We start from the raw sequence: 16,601 nt of genomic DNA, 5'->3' as shown, positions 1-16,601 counted from the left end.
TGTGGTAGCCAAACCATTCAAGGGCACCCCCATGTTTGAGCAAGCCATCTGGGCGCTTGAAGGTGCGCTGGAAGCCTTCATCGATGAAGCTCGCGACGAACTCCAGGCCGCCGAGGCCAGTGGCGATGTGGTAGCGATCGAGCGGGCGAAAGCGAAGCTGGATTTGATGTTCGATGCGCACTCTGGCGGCAGAGGAATGTTGAATCCGGAACCGCTCTGGGATTACTTCCAGACGCACAAGGAGGCGTTCGAATGAACACTTCCCCAGATCGCCTTGATCCACAAACACATGCGCGCATCTTCACAGAGAACATAGCGCCAAAAAGTGGACTATTTGAAGCATCTTCACAGGTAAAGCCGAAAGCGATCATCCTGGGTGGACAGCCCGGTGCTGGCAAAGGCGGCCTCGTCAAGGCCGCCAAAACCGAGCTTGCTTTCGACGTCGTCCCCATCGACCCCGAGGTGCTGCGCGAATACCACCCCGACATCGTAACGTTATACCCAGACCTGTCGCCCCCCGTATCTGGGCCTATAGTGCCTCCCAAGACCAGGTGAAATGGAGTATTTCATGCCCCCTCTACCGCCACCTCCAGTCCCACAGAAGCTGCGGGAAATGCTCAGGGACTATCCAGAGCATATCGTGCGCTTGCAGGAAGTGCTGAACTCAGCGATTGACCCAACCAAGACCCATTTGATGCCATTTGATGAGGCGATCTGGGCGCTTGAAGGTGCACTGGAAGCCTTCATCGATGAAGCTCGCGACGAACTCCAGGCCGCCGAGGCCAGTGGCGATCCGGTAGCGATTGAGCGGGCGAAGGCAAAGAAGTTCCTGATGGGGCAGACCTGCTTCAAGGGGCGCTGGATCGGCGACGAAGCACTCTGGGTGTATTTCCAGACCAATAAGGATGCCTTCGAATGAGCGCTTCCGAAGATCGTTTGGACTCAGAGACCCATGCTCGTGTTTTCAGTGATTCAGTCATCCCGGAAAGCGAGTTCAATACAGCGCTATCGCACGATAGACCGAAGGCCATCATCCTTGGCGGGCAGCCTGGTGCGGGCAAGGGAGGGCTTACCAGAGCAGCCAATGTTGAACTTTCGGGTGATGTGGTCACGATCGACCCCAACGCGCTGCGCAAATACCACCCCGACATCGTAACGTTATACCCAGACCTGTCGCACCCCCCGTATCTGGGCTTATAGTGCCTCCCAAGACCAGGTGAAATGGAGTATTTCATGTCCCCGCTGCCGCCACCTCCAGTCCCACAGAAGCTACGCGAAATGCTCAAGGACTACCCGGAACACATTGAGCTCTTGCAAGGAACGCTCAATCGGATAATCGAGAAACCGATGCACGGCTCCGATCCATTTGATCGAGCTATTTGGCTGCTCGAAGGTCGATTGGAGACATTTATCCAGGAAGCCCGCGAAGAACTCCAGGCTGCCGAGGCCAGTGGCGATCCGGTAGCGATTGAGCGGGCGAAGGCGAAAGATTTCGTCATGGGCTCCACTCGGATGAACATGGGTGGTATGCCAGACTTGTGGGACTACTTAGAGGCTCAAAAGGAGGCGTTCGAATGAGCACGCCAACTGATCGTCTCGACCCAGAACTCCATGCGCGTGTCTTTGAAGAACAAATTGTTCCGAAAAGCCTTCTGTCGCAGAAAGGATCGCATGAGCATCCCAAGGCGATCATCCTTGGAGGACAGCCCGGAGCAGGCAAGGGTGGTCTCGCAAGGTCAGCCGAACTCGAACTCCGCGACGACATCGTCAAGATCGACCCCGACGCGCTGCGCGAATACCACCTGACGTTGTAACGTTATACCCAGCCCTGTCGCGACACCCCATATCTAAGCTTATAGTGCCCCCCAAGACCAGGTGAAATGGAGTACTTCATGTCCCCTCTACCGCCACCTCCAGTCCCACAGAAGCTGCGAGAAATGCTCAGGGACTATCCAGAGCATATTCAAACCCTCCAAGATGACTTGAATGATGTGGTAGCCAAACCATTCAAGGGCACCCCCATGTTTGAGCAAGCCATCTGGGCGCTTGAAGGTGCGCTGGAAGCCTTCATCGATGAAGCCCGCGAAGAGCTCCGGGCCGCTGAAGCCAGTGGCGATCCGGCGGCGATTGCGAGAGCAGAGGAAAAGATTTCCCTAATGCGGCGTGCGCATTCCAGCAATGGAGGAATGCGGGACTTACACACCCTTCGCATGTATTTCGATGCAAACAAGAGAGCGTTCGAATGAGCGCGCCACATGATCGCCTTGATCCGAAAACGCATGCGAGCATCCTTTCCAAGGAAGTAATTCCTGAAAGCAGGTTGGATGAACTCCTCTCGCATGAACGCCCGAAGGCCATCATCTTGGCGGGGCAACCTGGTGCCGGCAAGGGTGGCTTGGCAGATGCTGCGAAGATCGAACTTGCCAACGATGTTGTAAAGATCGACCCCGACGAACTCCGCAAGCACCACCCCGACATCGCAACGTTCCGCAACGCCCAGCCCTATAGCTGGTCCACCCTGACCCAACCCGATGCCAGCGCATGGGCCGACGAGCTGCTGGACGCCACGACGGCGGGAAAGAAGAACCTGATTTTCGACACCACGCTCAGTAACGGCCAATGGGCCACGGAAGATCTGATCCCGAAGCTACAGGCGCAAGGCTATGACGTGGAGGTGCGTGCGGTGGCTTCGCCCAAGCTCGAAAGTGAGCTTGGCGTGGATCAACGATTCGCGGGAAACCTCGACAAGAAGGGCTACGGCCGCCATGTCCCCGCCGGCGCCCGCGATGCGATCTACGACAAGCTGCCCGGCAGCCTGGACATGATCCACGAACGCACGGATGTGCCTATCCGCCTCTTCAATCGCGAAGGCGTGGAGCTTTACGACAGTCGCACCGACGCGCGGCTGCCGGGCGCCGCCTTGGAGGAGGCCCGCGACGCCCGGCTGCGCGACCCCAAGGTGACTCGCCAGCTCAGCCACGGCTGGCAGGGCCAGCAGGCTTGGCATCGCGACCTGCCCGACGCCCTTCCCGGCAACCAGAAGGTGGCGCCGGAGACGGCGCAGCGGCTGCTGGCCGAACGCAGCGGGCTCCACGTCGTTGAAGGCGTGGCCCGTTCCACCGAACAGGCCACCCATATCGATTTCACCCGCCGGGTCCGGCCCAATACCCTCCGGGCGGCCGGTGCGGCCGGCGTGGCGCTGTCCGCCTACGATGTCGCCGATACGGCTCGCGACGTGTCGCGCCTTCGCGGCCAGGGCAACGATACCGCCGCGCAGGCGCGAATCGAGCGCTTCGCCACCCAGAACCTGGCCGGCTGGGGCGGCGCGGCGGCGGGCATGGGCACCGGGGCGCTGGCCGGCGTGAAAACCGGCCCCGGGTTGCTGGTGACCGGCGCCATCGGCGGTATCGTCGGCGCGGTGGCCGGCGACAAGGTGGCCGACTGGCTCGACGAGCGCAAGATCAACCGCCAGCCGGATCCGCGGGGCAATACCTGGACGTTCGACCCCAAGCATCCGGAGAGGGGCTGGACGATCGACATTCCGCCACTGCCCGGCACCCCGCAGGGCGAACGCCTGAGCGCCGATGCGGCACTCTCCAACCGGCTGACTTTCCAGGCATCGAGCACGTCGTTCGCGCTGGCGCTGGCGTCGCCGCCGCGATCACGCGACCCGTACACGCTTCCGGCCAGCGACCAGGATGCGCCTAGCGCACGCGAGGCATCGTGGGCCCGCCATCCGGACACCCGACAATGGACCCGGGAGGTGAGCCGCATCGTCGACTATCGCCATAACGGCCCGATCTACGAGAAACAGCTTGTGGAGGCGACGCCGCAGCGTGCGGCGGAACTGGAACGGCAATCCCAGGCCGTCATCGCCCAAAACGCCGCCCAGACCCCGGCCGCGATGGCGGGCCGATTCCAGGACGCTTACGAACATAACGGCTGGGCGCAGTACGGCCCGTTGCCCGGCGCGGTGAGCGAGGCGTTGCAACACCCGGGCCGAATCGTTGGCTCCGATGGCGACCTGTACGAACGCAACGCCCAAGGGCAATGGACGCATGATGGCCTGCTGTGGGACAGCCAGGCCAAGGGCAACCTTCGGCACGAACTGGAGGCCACCTACCAGCAGCAACAGGCGGAGGCACGGGTTCTGATACTGGACACGGTGCGCGTGACCGCCTCGCCGGAGATCGACGCGCCCGAGACCACGCCGACCCGCGATCCGCAGGTCGCCCGGTTCCTCACCGCCCTGGAAGCCGGCGACGCGCAGGGCATGCGCGAGGCATCGATGGCATTCGCCGAATCCGAGCGCGGGCGGCAGACCTTCATCGACGCGGAACAACGGGTATGGGACCGGCAACAGCGACTACCCGGCCGCGACCATCCATTGTTCCGGCAGGCATTGGAACGATTGGAGGAAGCCGGGCCGGAAGTCGGCGGCTACCTCGACCGCTTGCAGATGGAAAGCGTGGCCGGCACGCTGGCCTACGAGGCCCAGAAGCACTATCTGCCAGGCATCGACGAACTGGCGCTCAGCCGGGACGGCCAGACCTTGATGGCGAGATGGAACCATCCCCACGACCGTCTGTTCGACCGTCACTGCGAGGTCGACCGCCTCCAGGCCGGCACCCAGCCGTTGGATCGGAGCTTGCAGGATCTGGCGGCTGAAACCCAGCGGCAGGAAGAACAGGCCCTGTTGCAGGCGCAGCAACGGCAGATGCAACAGGAACCCGGGATGTCACGCTGATGACGACACACTTTGAAGGCAGGAACATGGAACGCACCCTGGAAAGCACCTTGGATCAGGTCAGCGCCATTTTCGGCCGCCTGGAAAAGCTGATCATCGATCACCAACAGCAATCGCAAGCCTCCCAGGAAGCGCTACGTCTCGCACGCGAACGCGAGGAAGCGCAGTTCAAGCAGGCGATGGTGGCCCTGTTCCGCGAGCACCAGCAGCGAATGGAAGCGGCCTTGCGTCCGGCGATCGTCCGGGGCTGGCAAATCGTGGTGGCGGTGGCGGGCGTGCTGGCGCTGTTGCTGGCGGGCGGCATGCTCCTGCTGAAGCAGACGAACGACCGCCTGGATGCCGCGCGGGCGCGCGCCGATGCCATCGAGATCAAGGCGGAAGTGCTGGAAGCCTCCCGGCATGTCGAGATCACCTCCTGCGGCGGCCGGCCCTGCATCCGCCTCGACAAGGATGCGCCGACGTGGAAGAGCAAGGGCAATGAATACATCCTGGTCGACAAATAGTCGACGCTTCGCATTGGCGAAGCCCGTCAGGTCGCCCCCTGCGGCGCATCGCGAAGATGGGTAGCGAATTGCTCCGCCGATGGACGGCTATGGTTGAACAACTTCGGCCTTACGCCCGCCGGATACGACTTCGGGTTCGCCCATACGCCTTCGGCCGCGACCAACCCGTCCAGCAACCGAATCAAGGCGGCTTCCGGCACCCCGCCGGATTCCCTCGCCACGAATAAGGCTACGCGGCGGCGTTCGCTTTCACGCCGTTGGTATTCCACCAGGCAACCGAGCGCGCCGTTGCAGGCGATGTCGACGATCATCACGCGGCGGCGGGTGGCGGCTGCGGCGACCCGAATCCAGGCGACATACAGCCTGTTATTGCGCCGTGGAGCCCGATTCAGTGTTGGAATTCAAGCGACGCCGGCTTCCTTGGCCGAGCGGTCGGCGTGATAGCTGGAGCGCACCATCGGCCCGGAGGCGACGTGCTGGAAGCCGATGCCGTAACCGTAATCCTCCAGGTGCTTGAACTCCTCCGGCGTCCAGTAGCGCAGCAGCGGGTGATGCGCCGGCGAGGGTTGCAGGTACTGGCCGATGGTGACCATGTCCACGTCGTGCGCGCGCAAGTCGCGGAGGGTGCTTTCGACCTGCGCCATCGTCTCGCCCAGGCCCAGCATGATCCCGGACTTGGTCGGGATGCCGGGATGTTCGGCCTTGAACTGCTTGAGCAGGCGCAGCGACCACTGGTAGTCCGCGCCGGGGCGCACGTTGCGGTACAGGTCGGGCACGGTCTCGATGTTGTGATTGAACACGTCCGGCGGCGCTTCCGCCATGATCGCCAGTGCGCGCTCCATGCGGCCCTTGCCGCGGAAATCCGGCGTCAGTATCTCGATCCTGATGCCCGGCACGCGCGTGCGGGTTTCACGGATGCAATCGACGAAATGCCGCGCCCCGCCATCGCGCAGGTCGTCGCGGTCCACGCTGGTGATCACCACGTATTTCAGCCGCATGTCGGCGATGGTCTCGGCCAGCCGCCCGGGCTCGCCGGCATCCAGCGGCTTCGGGCGGCCGTGGGCCACGTCACAGAAGCTGCAACGGCGGGTGCAGACGTCGCCCATGATCATGAAGGTCGCGGTGCCGTGATTGAAGCACTCGTGGATGTTGGGGCAACTGGCGTCCTCGCACACCGTCACCAGCCGGTTGACGCGCAATTTGGACTTGAGCTGCTGCACCGAGTTGCCGGCCGGAATACGCACGCGGATCCAACTGGGCTTCCTCAGCACCGGGGCCTCCTCGAACCGCACCGGCGACCGGCCGATCTTGTCGCCGGCCAGTTGCTTCTCGCCGGGGGCGAGGCCGGCGGGGGATTCGTCGATGATCGAAAGCGGGATGCTGCGAGGGGCGTTCATGGCGCGATTATCGCATCGCCGCGCTCAAACGGCCTTGCGCAGGGCCGCCAGCGCGGCCAGGTCGGGGGGCGGAGCGGCTTCGGGCGCGAGGCCGAACTGCTTCGCCAACTCGGCCAGCAGCACCGGCTTGACCGGCGCCATGCCGCCGGGGCCGCCGAGATCGGCCATCGACACCACTTTGAGCCCGGCATAACCGCAGGGGTTGATGCGGCGAAACGGCGCCAGATCCATCGCGATGTTGAAAGCCAAGCCATGGAAACTGCACCCACGGCGCACCCGGATGCCGAGCGCGGCGATCTTGGCGCCGCCGACGTAGACGCCCGGCGCACCCTCCCTGCGGGCGGCGAGGATGTTCCATTCACCGAGGGTATCGATGATCGCCTGCTCGATCCGGCAGACGTAATCGCGCACGCCGATCTTCAGCCGCTTCAAGTCCAACAGCGGATACACCACGATCTGGCCCGGGCCGTGGTATGTCACCTGGCCGCCGCGATCGACGTGGATCACCGGGATGTCGCCCGGCATCAGTACGTGCTCCTCCCTGCCGGCCTGGCCGAGGGTGAACACCGGGTCGTGCTCGACGAACCAGAATTCGTCCGGCGTGGTTGCATCGCGCGCATCGGTAAAGCCCTGCATGGCGCGCCAGACCGGCGCATACGGCTGGCGCCCCAGATCGCGGACCCGTGCATGGCGCGGATGAGCCGCCGGCGCGGCCCGCCCATCCGCGCCCGATGACGCCGGCGATGGGGGGCTCAGATCGTCCATTTCACTTCCGGGTGCGCGCGCAGCGCCGCGTGCGCGGCCTCGTAGCGGGCGCGCGAATCGGCCTTGAAACTCAGCTTGACCTGCACAAACTTGCCACCTGAGGAATCGCGGGTGGTGATCGTCTCGTGCAACACCTCGAAACCGGCATCGACCAACAGGCGCGGTATTTCGGTTTCCAGCCCGGCACCGGCCAGGCCCATCGCCGATATCTCGAAAATGCCGGGGAACTGAAAGCCGTGCGCGGGATTGTCGGATTTGATTTCCATCCCGGCATTATGGGCACCGGAAACGGCAAACCCAAGCCGGCGCCGACCGATGCCGGTGCCCCCACGCCCCCACGCCGCCGCGAAGGCGCGAAGGCGCGAAGCCCCGCCCCCGCCCCGCCGATGCCACGGTTCGGCACCGGGACGCATCGACCGGCCACTCGACATCCAGCCCGCCTGAATCTGAATTCGAATCAGAAAAATCCTACCCCTTGTCGGGACATTCCACGATGACCAGCGGCATCAAGGGACACCTAGAATCCCGCTCCGGGGACTGGAAACAATCAACTGCCGGTACGCATCCACGCATCGCCGGGGCAGTCGTTCGTTCGCCCCACGCCAACGCTTCCAAAGCCATGACTCGATAAGGAAACACGATGAGAAGGACCACCCTCCTGGCCACCGCCATGGTCGTCGGCACCGCATTGCTGACCAGCCAGCCGGCCGCCGCCCAGCGGAAAAGCGCCCAGCAGACCCGCGCCGAGCAGACCCAGCAGATCCCGGTCTGCGCCAAGCGGCTCGGCAGCATCGCCGTGCTGGAGCCGGAAAACCGCTGGTGGAACGACTACGGCCTGTCCTCCCCCGAGGCGCTGATCAAGCTCTTCGTCAGCAAGTCCAAGTGCTTCACGCTGGTCGATCGCAACAAGGGCCTGAACGCGATGATGGGCGAACGCGGCCTGGCCGCCAGCGGCGAACTGCGCGGCCGCTCCAACATCGGCAAAGGCCAGATCCGCGCCGCCGACTACGCGCTGGTGCCGGACATGATCAGCCGCAACTCCAACGCCGGCGGCACCGGCATCGGCGCCGCCCTGGGTGGCCTGATCGGCGGCCGCATCGGCAGCATCGCCGGCGGTCTCAACATGCGGCGCAAGACCGCCGACGTCATGCTGACCGTCACTGACATGCGCTCCTCCGAGCAAGTCGCCATGGCCGAAGGCCATGCCAAGAAAACCGACATCGGCTTCAGCGGCGGTGGCATGGGCTTGGCCGGCAACCTGCTGGCGGCCGGCGGCGCCGGGCTGTCGAGCTACTCCAACACCGAGATCGGCCAGGTCGTCACCCTTGCCTACCTACAGGCCTATACCAACCTGATCAACGAACTGGGCGGCCTGCCTTCCGACCCCTCGGCCAGCAACTCGCACCAGGCGCTGGAAGTGCAGAGGCCGGCACGGATGATGAAAGCCGCCGACGGCAGGGGCGGCGCGGTGCGCATGCTCGACCCGGGCATGCTGCTCTACCCGACCGGCAACAAGCAGGGCACGATGTGGGAAGTCGAGGACGAACTTGGCAACAAAGGTTGGATCAACTCCACCCTGACCGGACTGGCGCGCTGAGACACGCCGCCCCCGCAACGCAAACGGCCCGCGCATCGCGGGCCGTTTCGTATCCGGGCCTAGCGCCACCGTTTACAGCGAGGCCCACCACATCCGGATTTCATCCCACAGGCGTTTGAAGAACCCGCCCTGCTCCACCGCCTCCAGCGCCACCAGCGGCGCGGTGGCGATCACCTTGCCATCGAGCGTCACCTTGACGCTGCCGATCCGCTGTCCTTTGGCGACCGGCGCGACCAGGGTCTTCGGCACATCCATCGACGACTTCATCTGCGGGTAGCGGCCACGCGGCAGGCTGACCACCAATGGCTGCGCCACGCCCAGCCCGACCTCGCCGGCCTGGCCCTTCCACACCTTCTGGGTGGCGATCACCTTGCCGGCATCGTACAGGCGGTGGCTCTCGAAGAAACGGAACCCCCAGTTCAGCAGCGCCTGGGAATCGACCGCGCGCTGCTCCTCGCTGGAGCCGCCCAGCAGCACACTGATCAGGCGCTGGTCGCCACGCTTGGCCGAAGCCATCAAGCAAAAACCGGCCTTGGAGGTATGGCCGGTCTTGATGCCATCCACCGAACTGTCCCGCCACAACAGCAGGTTTCGGTTGAGTTGGGTGATCGGGCCGACAGTGAACTGCTTCAAGCTGTTGAAGGCGTACGCCTCGGGGAAATCGCGGGCCAGGGCACGGCCCAGCAACGCCAGGTCGCGCGCGGTCGAGACATGGTCGGGCTCGGACAGGCCCGTGGCATTGGCGAAGTGCGTGTTCTTCATGCCGATGCGCTGCGCATGGCCGTTCATCAGGCTGGCGAAAGCCTGCTCGCTGCCGGCGACGTGCTCGGCCAGGGCAATGGCGGCATCGTTGCCGGATTGCACCACCATCCCTTTTTCCATCTCGATGAGCGGCGCGGCCTTGTTGACCTCGAAACCGCTGTAGCTGCCATCGGTGCCGGCGCCGCCTTTCCTCCAGGCGTTCTCGGTCATCATCACGGGTTCGTCGCGCTTCAAATTGCCCTTGGCCATTTCGGCGGCGATCACGTAGCTGGTCATCACCTTGGTAACGCTGGCCGGCTCCCGTTTTTCGTCCACGTTCTCGCCGGCCAGCACTTCACCGCTGGCGGCATCCATCAGCAACCACGCGGTGGATACCCTCGGCGCGGGCGCGGGCGGCGTCGGCAATGCGCCGCTGGTCACGGCGGCCGGGGCCGGGGCCGGGGGCTGGGCGACGGCAAGACCGACGAAAGTGGTGGCGAGCATGGCCGGGGCCAGTGCAAGGATCAGGGAATGGGTCGGTTTCATCTCGACAGCTCGAAGCCGCCTGCGCGGCATGGAAAGGGAAAAAACATCAACGGCTCATTGCCGCACGAAGGAGGGCTGGCCGAAACCAAGCCCAGCGATGCGCGAAGCCAGCGACGGCGCCGAGGCTTCCGCCAGCGGCCCCACCCGCAGGCGCCAGACGCGCTTGCCGTTGACCATCGCATCGAGCAGGCGCGCGCCGGGCACGCCGGCCTGGTTCAGCATGCCCAGCGCACGGCGGGCATTGTCGGCGCTGGCAAAGCTGGCCACCTGCAACTCGATGCCGCCCGCCCGCAGGGCGACCGGGGCCGCCGGTGTGGCGGCGACCATCGAAGCCACGCCCGCCGGGTTGTCCTGGCTCACCTCGGCGATGATCGGCGCGGCCTGTGCCGGTGCCTGGCGCAACGCGGGATCGGGCTTGCCCGGCACGCCGGTGGCGATACGCACCCGGCGCGCGCGCATCCAGGCATCGAATTCGTCGGCCGTCATCGGACGACCGTTCTGCAACATGTCGAAGCGATATTCGCCGGCCGACGCCGCGGCCGGCTGGTTGCCGGTCGCCACCCGCTGGGCGGCGCGCACCGGGAGCGGACGCGGATCGGCGGCCGTGGCGGCGGCGAGCAGGGCGTCGGTGGACGCGGGCGCGGCGGCGAGTACGCCCCTCTCGTCCGGCATCAACGCGCGCACCTCGACATTGGCGGTGCCTTTTTCGCGATAGCCCAGCTTGACCGCGGCGGCATAGCTGAGATCGATCAGGCGGTTGGAATGGAACGGTCCGCGATCGTTGACGCGGACGACCACCGACTTGCCATTGTCGAGATTGGTGACGCGGGCGAAACTCGGCAGCGGCAAGTTGCGGTGCGCGGCGGTGAAGGCGTACATGTCGTACACCTCCTGGCTGGAGGTGCGGCGGCCGTGGAACTTGTTGCCGTAATACGAGGCCATCCCGCGCTCGACGTAACCAGAATGATCGTCCAGCACGGTATAGGACTTGCCCAGCACGGTGTAAGGCGAACGGTTGCCGTGGCGCGCACGCGGCAGATCGAGCACCTCCGGCTCCGGGATGGCATCCACGTTGGGAATGTAGTCCGGCACCGTGTCCTTGACACCCGGCGCGTACAACCCGCCAGCCACGTAATCACCACGTTTCGACAGGTCCTCGCGCGCCGGCGCATAGGGCGAGACCTTGCGCGGGCGGGACGGCTGCGCCGCTTGGCCGCGGGTATCGACGCGCTTGCCCTCAACCGGGCCTCCGGTCTTCTTCTGCGGGCCGGCGCAGGCCGCCAGCAGCAGGCCCGCCGCCGCCAGCAGGCCAAGCCGCACGGCCCTCATCGGCGATCCACTCCGGCGCGGATCGCCTGCGCCAGCTGGTGCACCGCCAGCGAATACATCGGCGAACGGTTGTAACGGGTAATGACGTAGAAATTGCCGTAACCAATCCAGTATTCGCGGCCGGCATCGCCTTCGAAATTGATCACGGTGGCGCCGTCGCGCCGCGGTTGGCCGCGCAACGGACGGTAGCCACGACGCGCCAGCCCGGCCAGCGTGTGCACGGTGTCGATGACCTCGGGCGTCCATTCCGGCAGGTTGGGGTCTTTCTCGGCGCGCGCCACCACCGGCTGGCCGCGCTGCCAGCCGTGGACGACGAAATAATTGGCGATCGAGGCGAACACATCGGGCTTGTGCGTGAGCAGGTCGCGCCGGCCATCGCCGTCGCCATCCCGCGCCCACAGCCGGTAGCTGGACGGCATGAACTGGCCCATGCCCATCGCGCCGGCGTAGCTGCCCTTCAATTGGGCGATGTCGAGCTGCGGCTCGGCCTTGCCCAGTGCGAACAACTGCGCCAGTTCGCCGGCGAAGAACGGCGCGCGGCGCGGATAGTCGAAAGCCAGCGTGTAGAGCGCGTCGAGCACCCGGTAGCTGCCCATGTTGCGGCCGTACTGGGTCTCGACGCCGATGATGGCGACGATGTACTCCGCCGGCACGCCGCTTTCGGTGGCGACGCCATCAAGCGCGGCGCGGTTCTCGCGGTAGAAAGCGACGCCGCCATCGATACGGGCATCGTTGAGGAAGATCGGCCGATAGTCCTTCCATGGCCGCACCGCTTCCGCCGGCCGGGAAATGATCTCGACGATACGCGGCTGCGCCCGCGCCTGCGCCAGGGTGGCGCGGATGACGGCCGGATCGATCCCGTAGGTACGCGCGGTGTAATCGACGAAATGGGCGACGCGCTGCTCGCGCGGGATCGCCGGGTCGGTCACATCGGCCGGGGCGACCGGGCGCTCGGGCGGTTGCGGCGGCAATGCCATGGCCGGCGAGCGTGTGGCCGATGGCGCCGATGGCGGCGCATCGGTGGCGGCCGGCGGCGGAGGCGTGCTGGTCGCGCAGGCGGCCAGGGCGAGCGGCAGGGCGAGAGCGAAGGCGCGTCGGATCATCGCGGCGAGGGTAGCACGCGCGCAAAACCACCAGGCACAACCGGGCGAAGAAATTGCGGGCCGGTTCATCCCGCCTCACTCCGCCCCCGAGGGCCGAACGGTGGAACGGCGGATCGCCCCGGTATGATTCCACCTCATAGCACTTCACGCGGCGATGCGCCGCCTCCCCGGCCAGGCTCGGCGGCTTCCAACCGGCCCCGGCCTTGCTTCGCTTCGGCGCGACGATGAACGCGCATCATCGCGCCAGGGCTTCTTGATGTCCCCGACTCACGGCAGACTGCGGGGAGATATCGCTTCCAAATCACCCACTTCCCGGAGAATCGCCCGTATGAGCACAGAAATCTGGATGACTTTCGCCGTGCTGGCGGGCGCGGTTTACCTGTTCGTCACCGAAAAGCTGCCGGTGGACGTGGTGGCGATGCTGGTGCTCGCCAGCGTGATGGTGCTGGGGCTGGTCAGCCCGCGCGAGGCGCTATCCGGCTTTTCCAGCGAGGCCACGGTGACGGTGGCCGCCATGTTCGTGCTGAGCGCCGGCATTCAGAGGAGCGGCATCCTGGCCGGTCTGGGCGACATGCTCTCGCGCATCCGCTGGCCGTGGCTGTTCGCGCTGGTGATGATGATGCTGGCCGTGGCCATCTCGGCTTTCGTCAACAACACCGCGGTCGTGGCGGTGTTCCTGCCCCTGGTGATCGCCGCCGCCGGCGCGATCCGGCAATCCCCCTCGAAGATGCTGATTCCACTCTCCTACGCCGCGCAGTTCGGCGGCGTCTGCACCCTGGTCGGCACCTCCACCAACCTGCTGGTGCACTCGGTGGCGCAGCAATCGGGCCTGCCCGGCTTCACCCTGTTCGAATTCACCCGCCTCGGCCTGTGGTTCGTCGCCGCCGGCACCGCCTACCTGATGCTCACGCGCGGCTTCCTGCTGCCCGATTACGGCATCCCCGACAGTGGCGCGGACGAGCACCGCGGACGCTGGCAGGTGGATATGGTCGTCGGCGAGAAATCACCGGCGATCGGCAAACTCGGGGCCGAAGCGCTGCCGGTCGACATCGGCGACGCCTATCTACTGGAAATCTATCGCGACGGGCACATCCTGCCGCGCCCGCGCGCCAGCGAAATCCGGGCCGGCGACCGCCTGCTGCTGCGCGGCACCTGGGAGCAGATAGAAAAGGCGCGCAAGGCGTTGAAAATGGAGTTCGACGAAGTGGCCCGCGACCTGGTGGCCGACCCGGCCGCCGAGCGCGTCCATGCCGAGGTGCTGATCGCCCCCGGCTCGCACCTGATCGGCCGCAACCTGTCGGCGCTGCGCTTCGGGCACGTCTATCGCGTGCGCGTACACGGCCTGCAACGTCCCGGACTGGCGCTGCGCACGCCACTGCACCATGCCGCCCTCCAGGCCGGCGACACGCTGCTCATCGACACCACGCCGCGCGCGCTGGAGGCATTGCGCACCGAACCGGGACTGGTGCTGCTGCGCGAGCGCGAACAGCCACGGGTGGACGGCATGCGCGCCCTGCTCTCGGTCGGCATCATGTTCGGCGCAATTCTGCTCTCGGCCTTCGAGATCATGCCGATCGTCGCCTCCGCCCTGCTTGGCTGCGTCGCCCTGGTGGTGCTGCGCTGCCTGCGCCCGGAGGAAGCCTACGGCGGCATCGACTGGCGGGTGATCATGCTGCTGGCCGGCGTGCTGCCGCTCGGCATCGCCCTACAGAACTCCGGCGGGGCCGAGTGGATCGCCCATGGCGCGCTGTCTCTGATCGGCAACGGCAACCCGCTGATGACGCTGGCGATGTTCTACCTACTGACCGCGGTGATGACCGAGCTTATGAGCAACAACGCCTCGGCCGTGCTGGTGGCCCCCATCGCCATCGCCAGCGCCGAGGCGATGGGCGTGGATGCCAAGCCGTTCCTGGTGGCGGTGGCGTTCGCCGCCTCGACCAGCTTCGCCACGCCGGTCGGCTACCAGACCAACACCATGGTCTACACCGCCGGCGGCTACCGCTTCGCCGACTTCCTGCGGATCGGCGTGCCGCTCAACCTGTTGTTCTTCGTGATGGCGGTGCTGTTGATCCCGCGCTATTTCCCGTTCTGAGAAACCCGGAACCGCCGTTCAGGCGATGAAATCCCGGGCGCCCTGCGCCAGCAGCCTCGCCGCGACCTCCTGCCCCAACGCCTCCGCCGCCGCGCGCGGAGCACGGCCCTCGGCGCGCACCTGCCGACCACTCTCGGCCGAGCCGACCAGGCCCCGCAGATGCAGTTCGTCGCCCTGGAGCGTGGCGAAGGCGGCGACCGGGACATGACAACTGCCATCGAGCGCGCGATTCATCGCCCGCTCGGCGGATACCCGGCTGCGGGTGTCGGCATCGTCGAGACCGGCGAGCAGCGCATGGATGGCCGGCGCATCATCGCGGCACTCGATCGCGATCGCCCCCTGCGCCGGCGCCGGCAACCAATACGGCGCGTCCAGCCGCGCGCGAATGCGCTCATCGAAGCCCAGCCGTTGCAGACCGGCGCAGGCCAGCAGGATGGCGTCGTACTGGCCGGCATCGAGCTTGGCCAGGCGCGAGTTGACGTTGCCGCGCAAATCCTCGATGCGCAGATCGCAGCGCAGCGCGCGCAATTGCGCCTTGCGCCGGAGCGATGAAGTGCCGACGCGCGCGCCGGCCGGCAGGGCGGCGATGTCCGCGTGACGCGGGCTGACGAAGGCATCGGCGGCATCGGCGCGCGCGAGGATCGCCGGCATGGCGAAGCCCGGCTCCAGCAGCATCGGCACGTCCTTCAGCGAATGCACCGCGCAATCGGCTTCGTCGCGCAACATCGCCAATTCCAGTTCTTTCAGGAACAGTCCCTTGCCGCCAATCGCCGCCAACGAGCGGTCCAGCAATTCGTCGCCGCGCGTGGATAGCGGCACCAGTTCGATGGCGAGGTCGGGATGGCGCGCCCGCAGCAACGCGGCGACGTGTTCGGTCTGCCAGAGTGCCAGCGGGCTTTTGCGGGTGGCGATGCGGAGCGTCTTCATTCCGCCATTATCGATGATTGGCGGCGACTCCCGGCCTGCGGCGCTCAAACCCACTCGCGCATCGCTTCCTTGATCTCGGCCAGGCTGCGGCGGCTGACATCGAGCGGATGATCGACGCCGTGCAGCCACACCTGCGCATGCCCCTCGCCATCGCGCTGCAACGCCTTCAGCGCATCCCGGGCAATCAGGCAATTGCGATGGATGCGCAGGAAGCGCTCGCCGAATTCCTCCTCCAGCGACTTCAGCGATTCCTCGATCAGGTCCTCGCCATGCGCGTGGTGGATCACCACGTATTTCTCCTCGGCTTGCAGGTAGCGGATGTCGGCCACCGGAATCAACCGCAGTTGGCCGCCAAGCCGGGCGCAAAGCTGGGTGCGCGATTGCGGGCCTTGCATCGGCGGCGCTTCGCCCAGGCGCGCGCGTGCGCGGCGCAGGGTTTCCGCCAGCCGCTCCGCGCGCACCGGCTTGACCAGGTAGTCCAGCGCGGCGCTGTCGAAGGCGGCCAGCGCGTGTTCGTCGTAAGCGGTGCAGAACACGATCAACGGCGGTGCCGGCTGCCCGACCAGCGCCCGCGCCACTTGCAGGCCGTCCATGCCGGGCATGCGGATGTCGAGCATGACGAGATCGGGACGATGCCGGTCGCAGGCCAGCAAGGCGGCATGGCCATCGCCGGCCTCGGCGAGGATCTCGGTATCGGCCTCGCGCGACAACAGGCCGCGCAGGCGCGCGCGCGCCAGCGGTTCGTCATCGACGATCAGAATTTTCATGCCCGACTCCCCATGCCGGAGATGTTAGGCGCGCGTGATCGGCGCGTCACCAGGCGTGGCGACGGGCGGCGCGAAACCCGCGGCCGG

20 protein-coding genes are annotated in these 16,601 nt (G+C 66.0%); 11 read left to right on the top strand and 9 right to left on the bottom strand.

The features are described from left to right. The 9 genes from EBB59_RS10955 to EBB59_RS10915 all read left to right on the top strand — a co-directional run. On the top strand, nt 1–256 hold a 256-nt coding region (locus tag EBB59_RS10955; RefSeq protein ID WP_122102188.1), incomplete at its 5' end, for a hypothetical protein. Then, a complete protein-coding gene (locus EBB59_RS10950; protein ID WP_122102187.1) occupies nt 253–555 on the top strand; it encodes a zeta toxin family protein in 303 nt (100 codons plus the stop codon). The genes EBB59_RS10955 and EBB59_RS10950, both read left to right, overlap by 4 nt. 13 nt (nt 556–568) lie before the next feature. After that, nucleotides 569–919, top strand: a complete 351-nt coding sequence (locus EBB59_RS10945) for a hypothetical protein (protein WP_245979257.1) — start codon at nt 569–571, stop codon at nt 917–919. Beyond that, complete coding sequence (locus EBB59_RS10940) at nt 916–1,200, top strand: zeta toxin family protein (protein WP_122102185.1); 285 nt, start codon at nt 916–918, stop codon at nt 1,198–1,200. The genes EBB59_RS10945 and EBB59_RS10940 overlap by 4 nt, the downstream gene beginning before the upstream one ends. 33 nt (nt 1,201–1,233) lie before the next feature. Next, entirely contained in the window at nt 1,234–1,578 is a 345-nt protein-coding gene (locus tag EBB59_RS10935; RefSeq protein ID WP_245979256.1) for a hypothetical protein, read from the top strand. Then, a complete protein-coding gene (locus EBB59_RS10930) occupies nt 1,575–1,814 on the top strand; it encodes a zeta toxin family protein (protein ID WP_122102184.1) in 240 nt (79 codons plus the stop codon). Before EBB59_RS10935 ends, EBB59_RS10930 begins: the two co-directional genes overlap by 4 nt. 78 nt (nt 1,815–1,892) lie before the next feature. Next, entirely contained in the window at nt 1,893–2,246 is a 354-nt protein-coding gene (locus EBB59_RS10925) for a hypothetical protein (protein ID WP_245979248.1), read from the top strand. Further along, a complete protein-coding gene (locus tag EBB59_RS10920; RefSeq protein ID WP_122102183.1) occupies nt 2,243–4,747 on the top strand; it encodes a zeta toxin family protein in 2,505 nt (834 codons plus the stop codon). Before EBB59_RS10925 ends, EBB59_RS10920 begins: the two co-directional genes overlap by 4 nt. Further along, entirely contained in the window at nt 4,747–5,250 is a 504-nt protein-coding gene (locus EBB59_RS10915; protein ID WP_245979247.1) for a hypothetical protein, read from the top strand. The genes EBB59_RS10920 and EBB59_RS10915 overlap by 1 nt, the downstream gene beginning before the upstream one ends. A 26-nt stretch (nt 5,251–5,276) precedes the next feature. Here EBB59_RS10915 and EBB59_RS10910 read toward each other — a convergent pair whose 3' ends face one another. The 4 genes from EBB59_RS10910 to EBB59_RS10895 all read right to left on the bottom strand — a co-directional run bounded on the left by EBB59_RS10910 (nt 5,277) and on the right by EBB59_RS10895 (nt 7,678). After that, nucleotides 5,277–5,564: a hypothetical protein gene (locus tag EBB59_RS10910; protein WP_211327734.1), complete on the bottom strand. Its 288-nt coding sequence runs from the start codon at nt 5,562–5,564 to the stop codon at nt 5,277–5,279. A gap of 87 nt (nt 5,565–5,651) precedes the next feature. Continuing rightward, nucleotides 5,652–6,647, bottom strand: coding sequence for a lipoyl synthase (lipA, locus tag EBB59_RS10905; protein WP_122102180.1), 996 nt, complete (start codon nt 6,645–6,647; stop codon nt 5,652–5,654). Nucleotides 6,648–6,671: 24 nt separating this feature from the next. Next, nucleotides 6,672–7,412, bottom strand: coding sequence for a lipoyl(octanoyl) transferase LipB (lipB, locus tag EBB59_RS10900; RefSeq protein WP_122102179.1), 741 nt, complete (start codon nt 7,410–7,412; stop codon nt 6,672–6,674). Further along, on the bottom strand, nt 7,400–7,678 hold the full coding sequence (locus EBB59_RS10895; protein ID WP_122102178.1) for a DUF493 family protein: 279 nt from the start codon (nt 7,676–7,678) through the stop codon (nt 7,400–7,402). Before EBB59_RS10895 ends, lipB begins: the two co-directional genes overlap by 13 nt. Nucleotides 7,679–8,052: 374 nt before the next feature. Between EBB59_RS10895 and EBB59_RS10890 the strand changes: the two genes are divergently transcribed. Then, complete coding sequence (locus EBB59_RS10890) at nt 8,053–9,009, top strand: CsgG/HfaB family protein (RefSeq protein WP_122102177.1); 957 nt, start codon at nt 8,053–8,055, stop codon at nt 9,007–9,009. Between the two features lie 72 nt (nt 9,010–9,081). Here the strand turns inward: EBB59_RS10890 and EBB59_RS10885 are convergent, their stop codons facing one another. From EBB59_RS10885 to mltB, 3 genes are all read right to left on the bottom strand, one after another. Then, nucleotides 9,082–10,278, bottom strand: a complete 1,197-nt coding sequence (locus EBB59_RS10885; RefSeq protein WP_425451831.1) for a D-alanyl-D-alanine carboxypeptidase family protein — start codon at nt 10,276–10,278, stop codon at nt 9,082–9,084. 72 nt (nt 10,279–10,350) lie between these two features. Next, nucleotides 10,351–11,625: a septal ring lytic transglycosylase RlpA family protein gene (locus tag EBB59_RS14405; RefSeq protein ID WP_122102175.1), complete on the bottom strand. Its 1,275-nt coding sequence runs from the start codon at nt 11,623–11,625 to the stop codon at nt 10,351–10,353. After that, on the bottom strand, nt 11,622–12,728 hold the full coding sequence (mltB, locus tag EBB59_RS10875; RefSeq protein ID WP_122102174.1) for a lytic murein transglycosylase B: 1,107 nt from the start codon (nt 12,726–12,728) through the stop codon (nt 11,622–11,624). Before mltB ends, EBB59_RS14405 begins: the two co-directional genes overlap by 4 nt. Nucleotides 12,729–13,056: 328 nt before the next feature. Between mltB and EBB59_RS10870 the strand changes: the two genes are divergently transcribed. Next, nucleotides 13,057–14,820: an SLC13 family permease gene (locus EBB59_RS10870; protein ID WP_158601783.1), complete on the top strand. Its 1,764-nt coding sequence runs from the start codon at nt 13,057–13,059 to the stop codon at nt 14,818–14,820. A gap of 18 nt (nt 14,821–14,838) precedes the next feature. On the opposite strand, the gene hemC is transcribed toward EBB59_RS10870, so the two are convergent. Then, complete coding sequence (gene hemC, locus EBB59_RS10865; protein WP_122102172.1) at nt 14,839–15,747, bottom strand: hydroxymethylbilane synthase; 909 nt, start codon at nt 15,745–15,747, stop codon at nt 14,839–14,841. A gap of 44 nt (nt 15,748–15,791) precedes the next feature. Further along, the gene (locus EBB59_RS10860) at nt 15,792–16,514 is read right to left on the bottom strand and encodes a LytR/AlgR family response regulator transcription factor (protein ID WP_122102171.1); all 723 of its coding nucleotides are present in this window, start codon (nt 16,512–16,514) and stop codon (nt 15,792–15,794) included. Nucleotides 16,515–16,601: the final 87 nt, after the last annotated feature.

The organism is Solilutibacter pythonis (assembly GCF_003697345.1).
Taxonomy (GTDB): domain Bacteria; phylum Pseudomonadota; class Gammaproteobacteria; order Xanthomonadales; family Xanthomonadaceae; genus Solilutibacter; species Solilutibacter pythonis.
This window is presented reverse-complemented; position numbering and strand designations above follow the sequence as displayed.

Coding starts and splice junctions, on each gene's coding strand:
- EBB59_RS10950 (WP_122102187.1), top strand. CDS start 253: ATGAACACTTCCCCAGATCGCCTTGATCCACAAACACATGCGCGCATC.
- EBB59_RS14405 (WP_122102175.1), bottom strand. CDS start 11,625: ATGAGGGCCGTGCGGCTTGGCCTGCTGGCGGCGGCGGGCCTGCTGCTG.
- hemC (WP_122102172.1), bottom strand. CDS start 15,747: ATGAAGACGCTCCGCATCGCCACCCGCAAAAGCCCGCTGGCACTCTGG.
- EBB59_RS10925 (WP_245979248.1), top strand. CDS start 1,893: ATGTCCCCTCTACCGCCACCTCCAGTCCCACAGAAGCTGCGAGAAATG.
- EBB59_RS10940 (WP_122102185.1), top strand. CDS start 916: ATGAGCGCTTCCGAAGATCGTTTGGACTCAGAGACCCATGCTCGTGTT.
- EBB59_RS10870 (WP_158601783.1), top strand. CDS start 13,057: ATGAGCACAGAAATCTGGATGACTTTCGCCGTGCTGGCGGGCGCGGTT.
- mltB (WP_122102174.1), bottom strand. CDS start 12,728: ATGATCCGACGCGCCTTCGCTCTCGCCCTGCCGCTCGCCCTGGCCGCC.
- lipA (WP_122102180.1), bottom strand. CDS start 6,647: ATGAACGCCCCTCGCAGCATCCCGCTTTCGATCATCGACGAATCCCCC.
- EBB59_RS10930 (WP_122102184.1), top strand. CDS start 1,575: ATGAGCACGCCAACTGATCGTCTCGACCCAGAACTCCATGCGCGTGTC.
- EBB59_RS10895 (WP_122102178.1), bottom strand. CDS start 7,678: ATGGAAATCAAATCCGACAATCCCGCGCACGGCTTTCAGTTCCCCGGC.
- lipB (WP_122102179.1), bottom strand. CDS start 7,412: ATGGACGATCTGAGCCCCCCATCGCCGGCGTCATCGGGCGCGGATGGG.
- EBB59_RS10920 (WP_122102183.1), top strand. CDS start 2,243: ATGAGCGCGCCACATGATCGCCTTGATCCGAAAACGCATGCGAGCATC.
- EBB59_RS10935 (WP_245979256.1), top strand. CDS start 1,234: ATGTCCCCGCTGCCGCCACCTCCAGTCCCACAGAAGCTACGCGAAATG.
- EBB59_RS10945 (WP_245979257.1), top strand. CDS start 569: ATGCCCCCTCTACCGCCACCTCCAGTCCCACAGAAGCTGCGGGAAATG.
- EBB59_RS10915 (WP_245979247.1), top strand. CDS start 4,747: ATGACGACACACTTTGAAGGCAGGAACATGGAACGCACCCTGGAAAGC.
- EBB59_RS10890 (WP_122102177.1), top strand. CDS start 8,053: ATGAGAAGGACCACCCTCCTGGCCACCGCCATGGTCGTCGGCACCGCA.
- EBB59_RS10860 (WP_122102171.1), bottom strand. CDS start 16,514: ATGAAAATTCTGATCGTCGATGACGAACCGCTGGCGCGCGCGCGCCTG.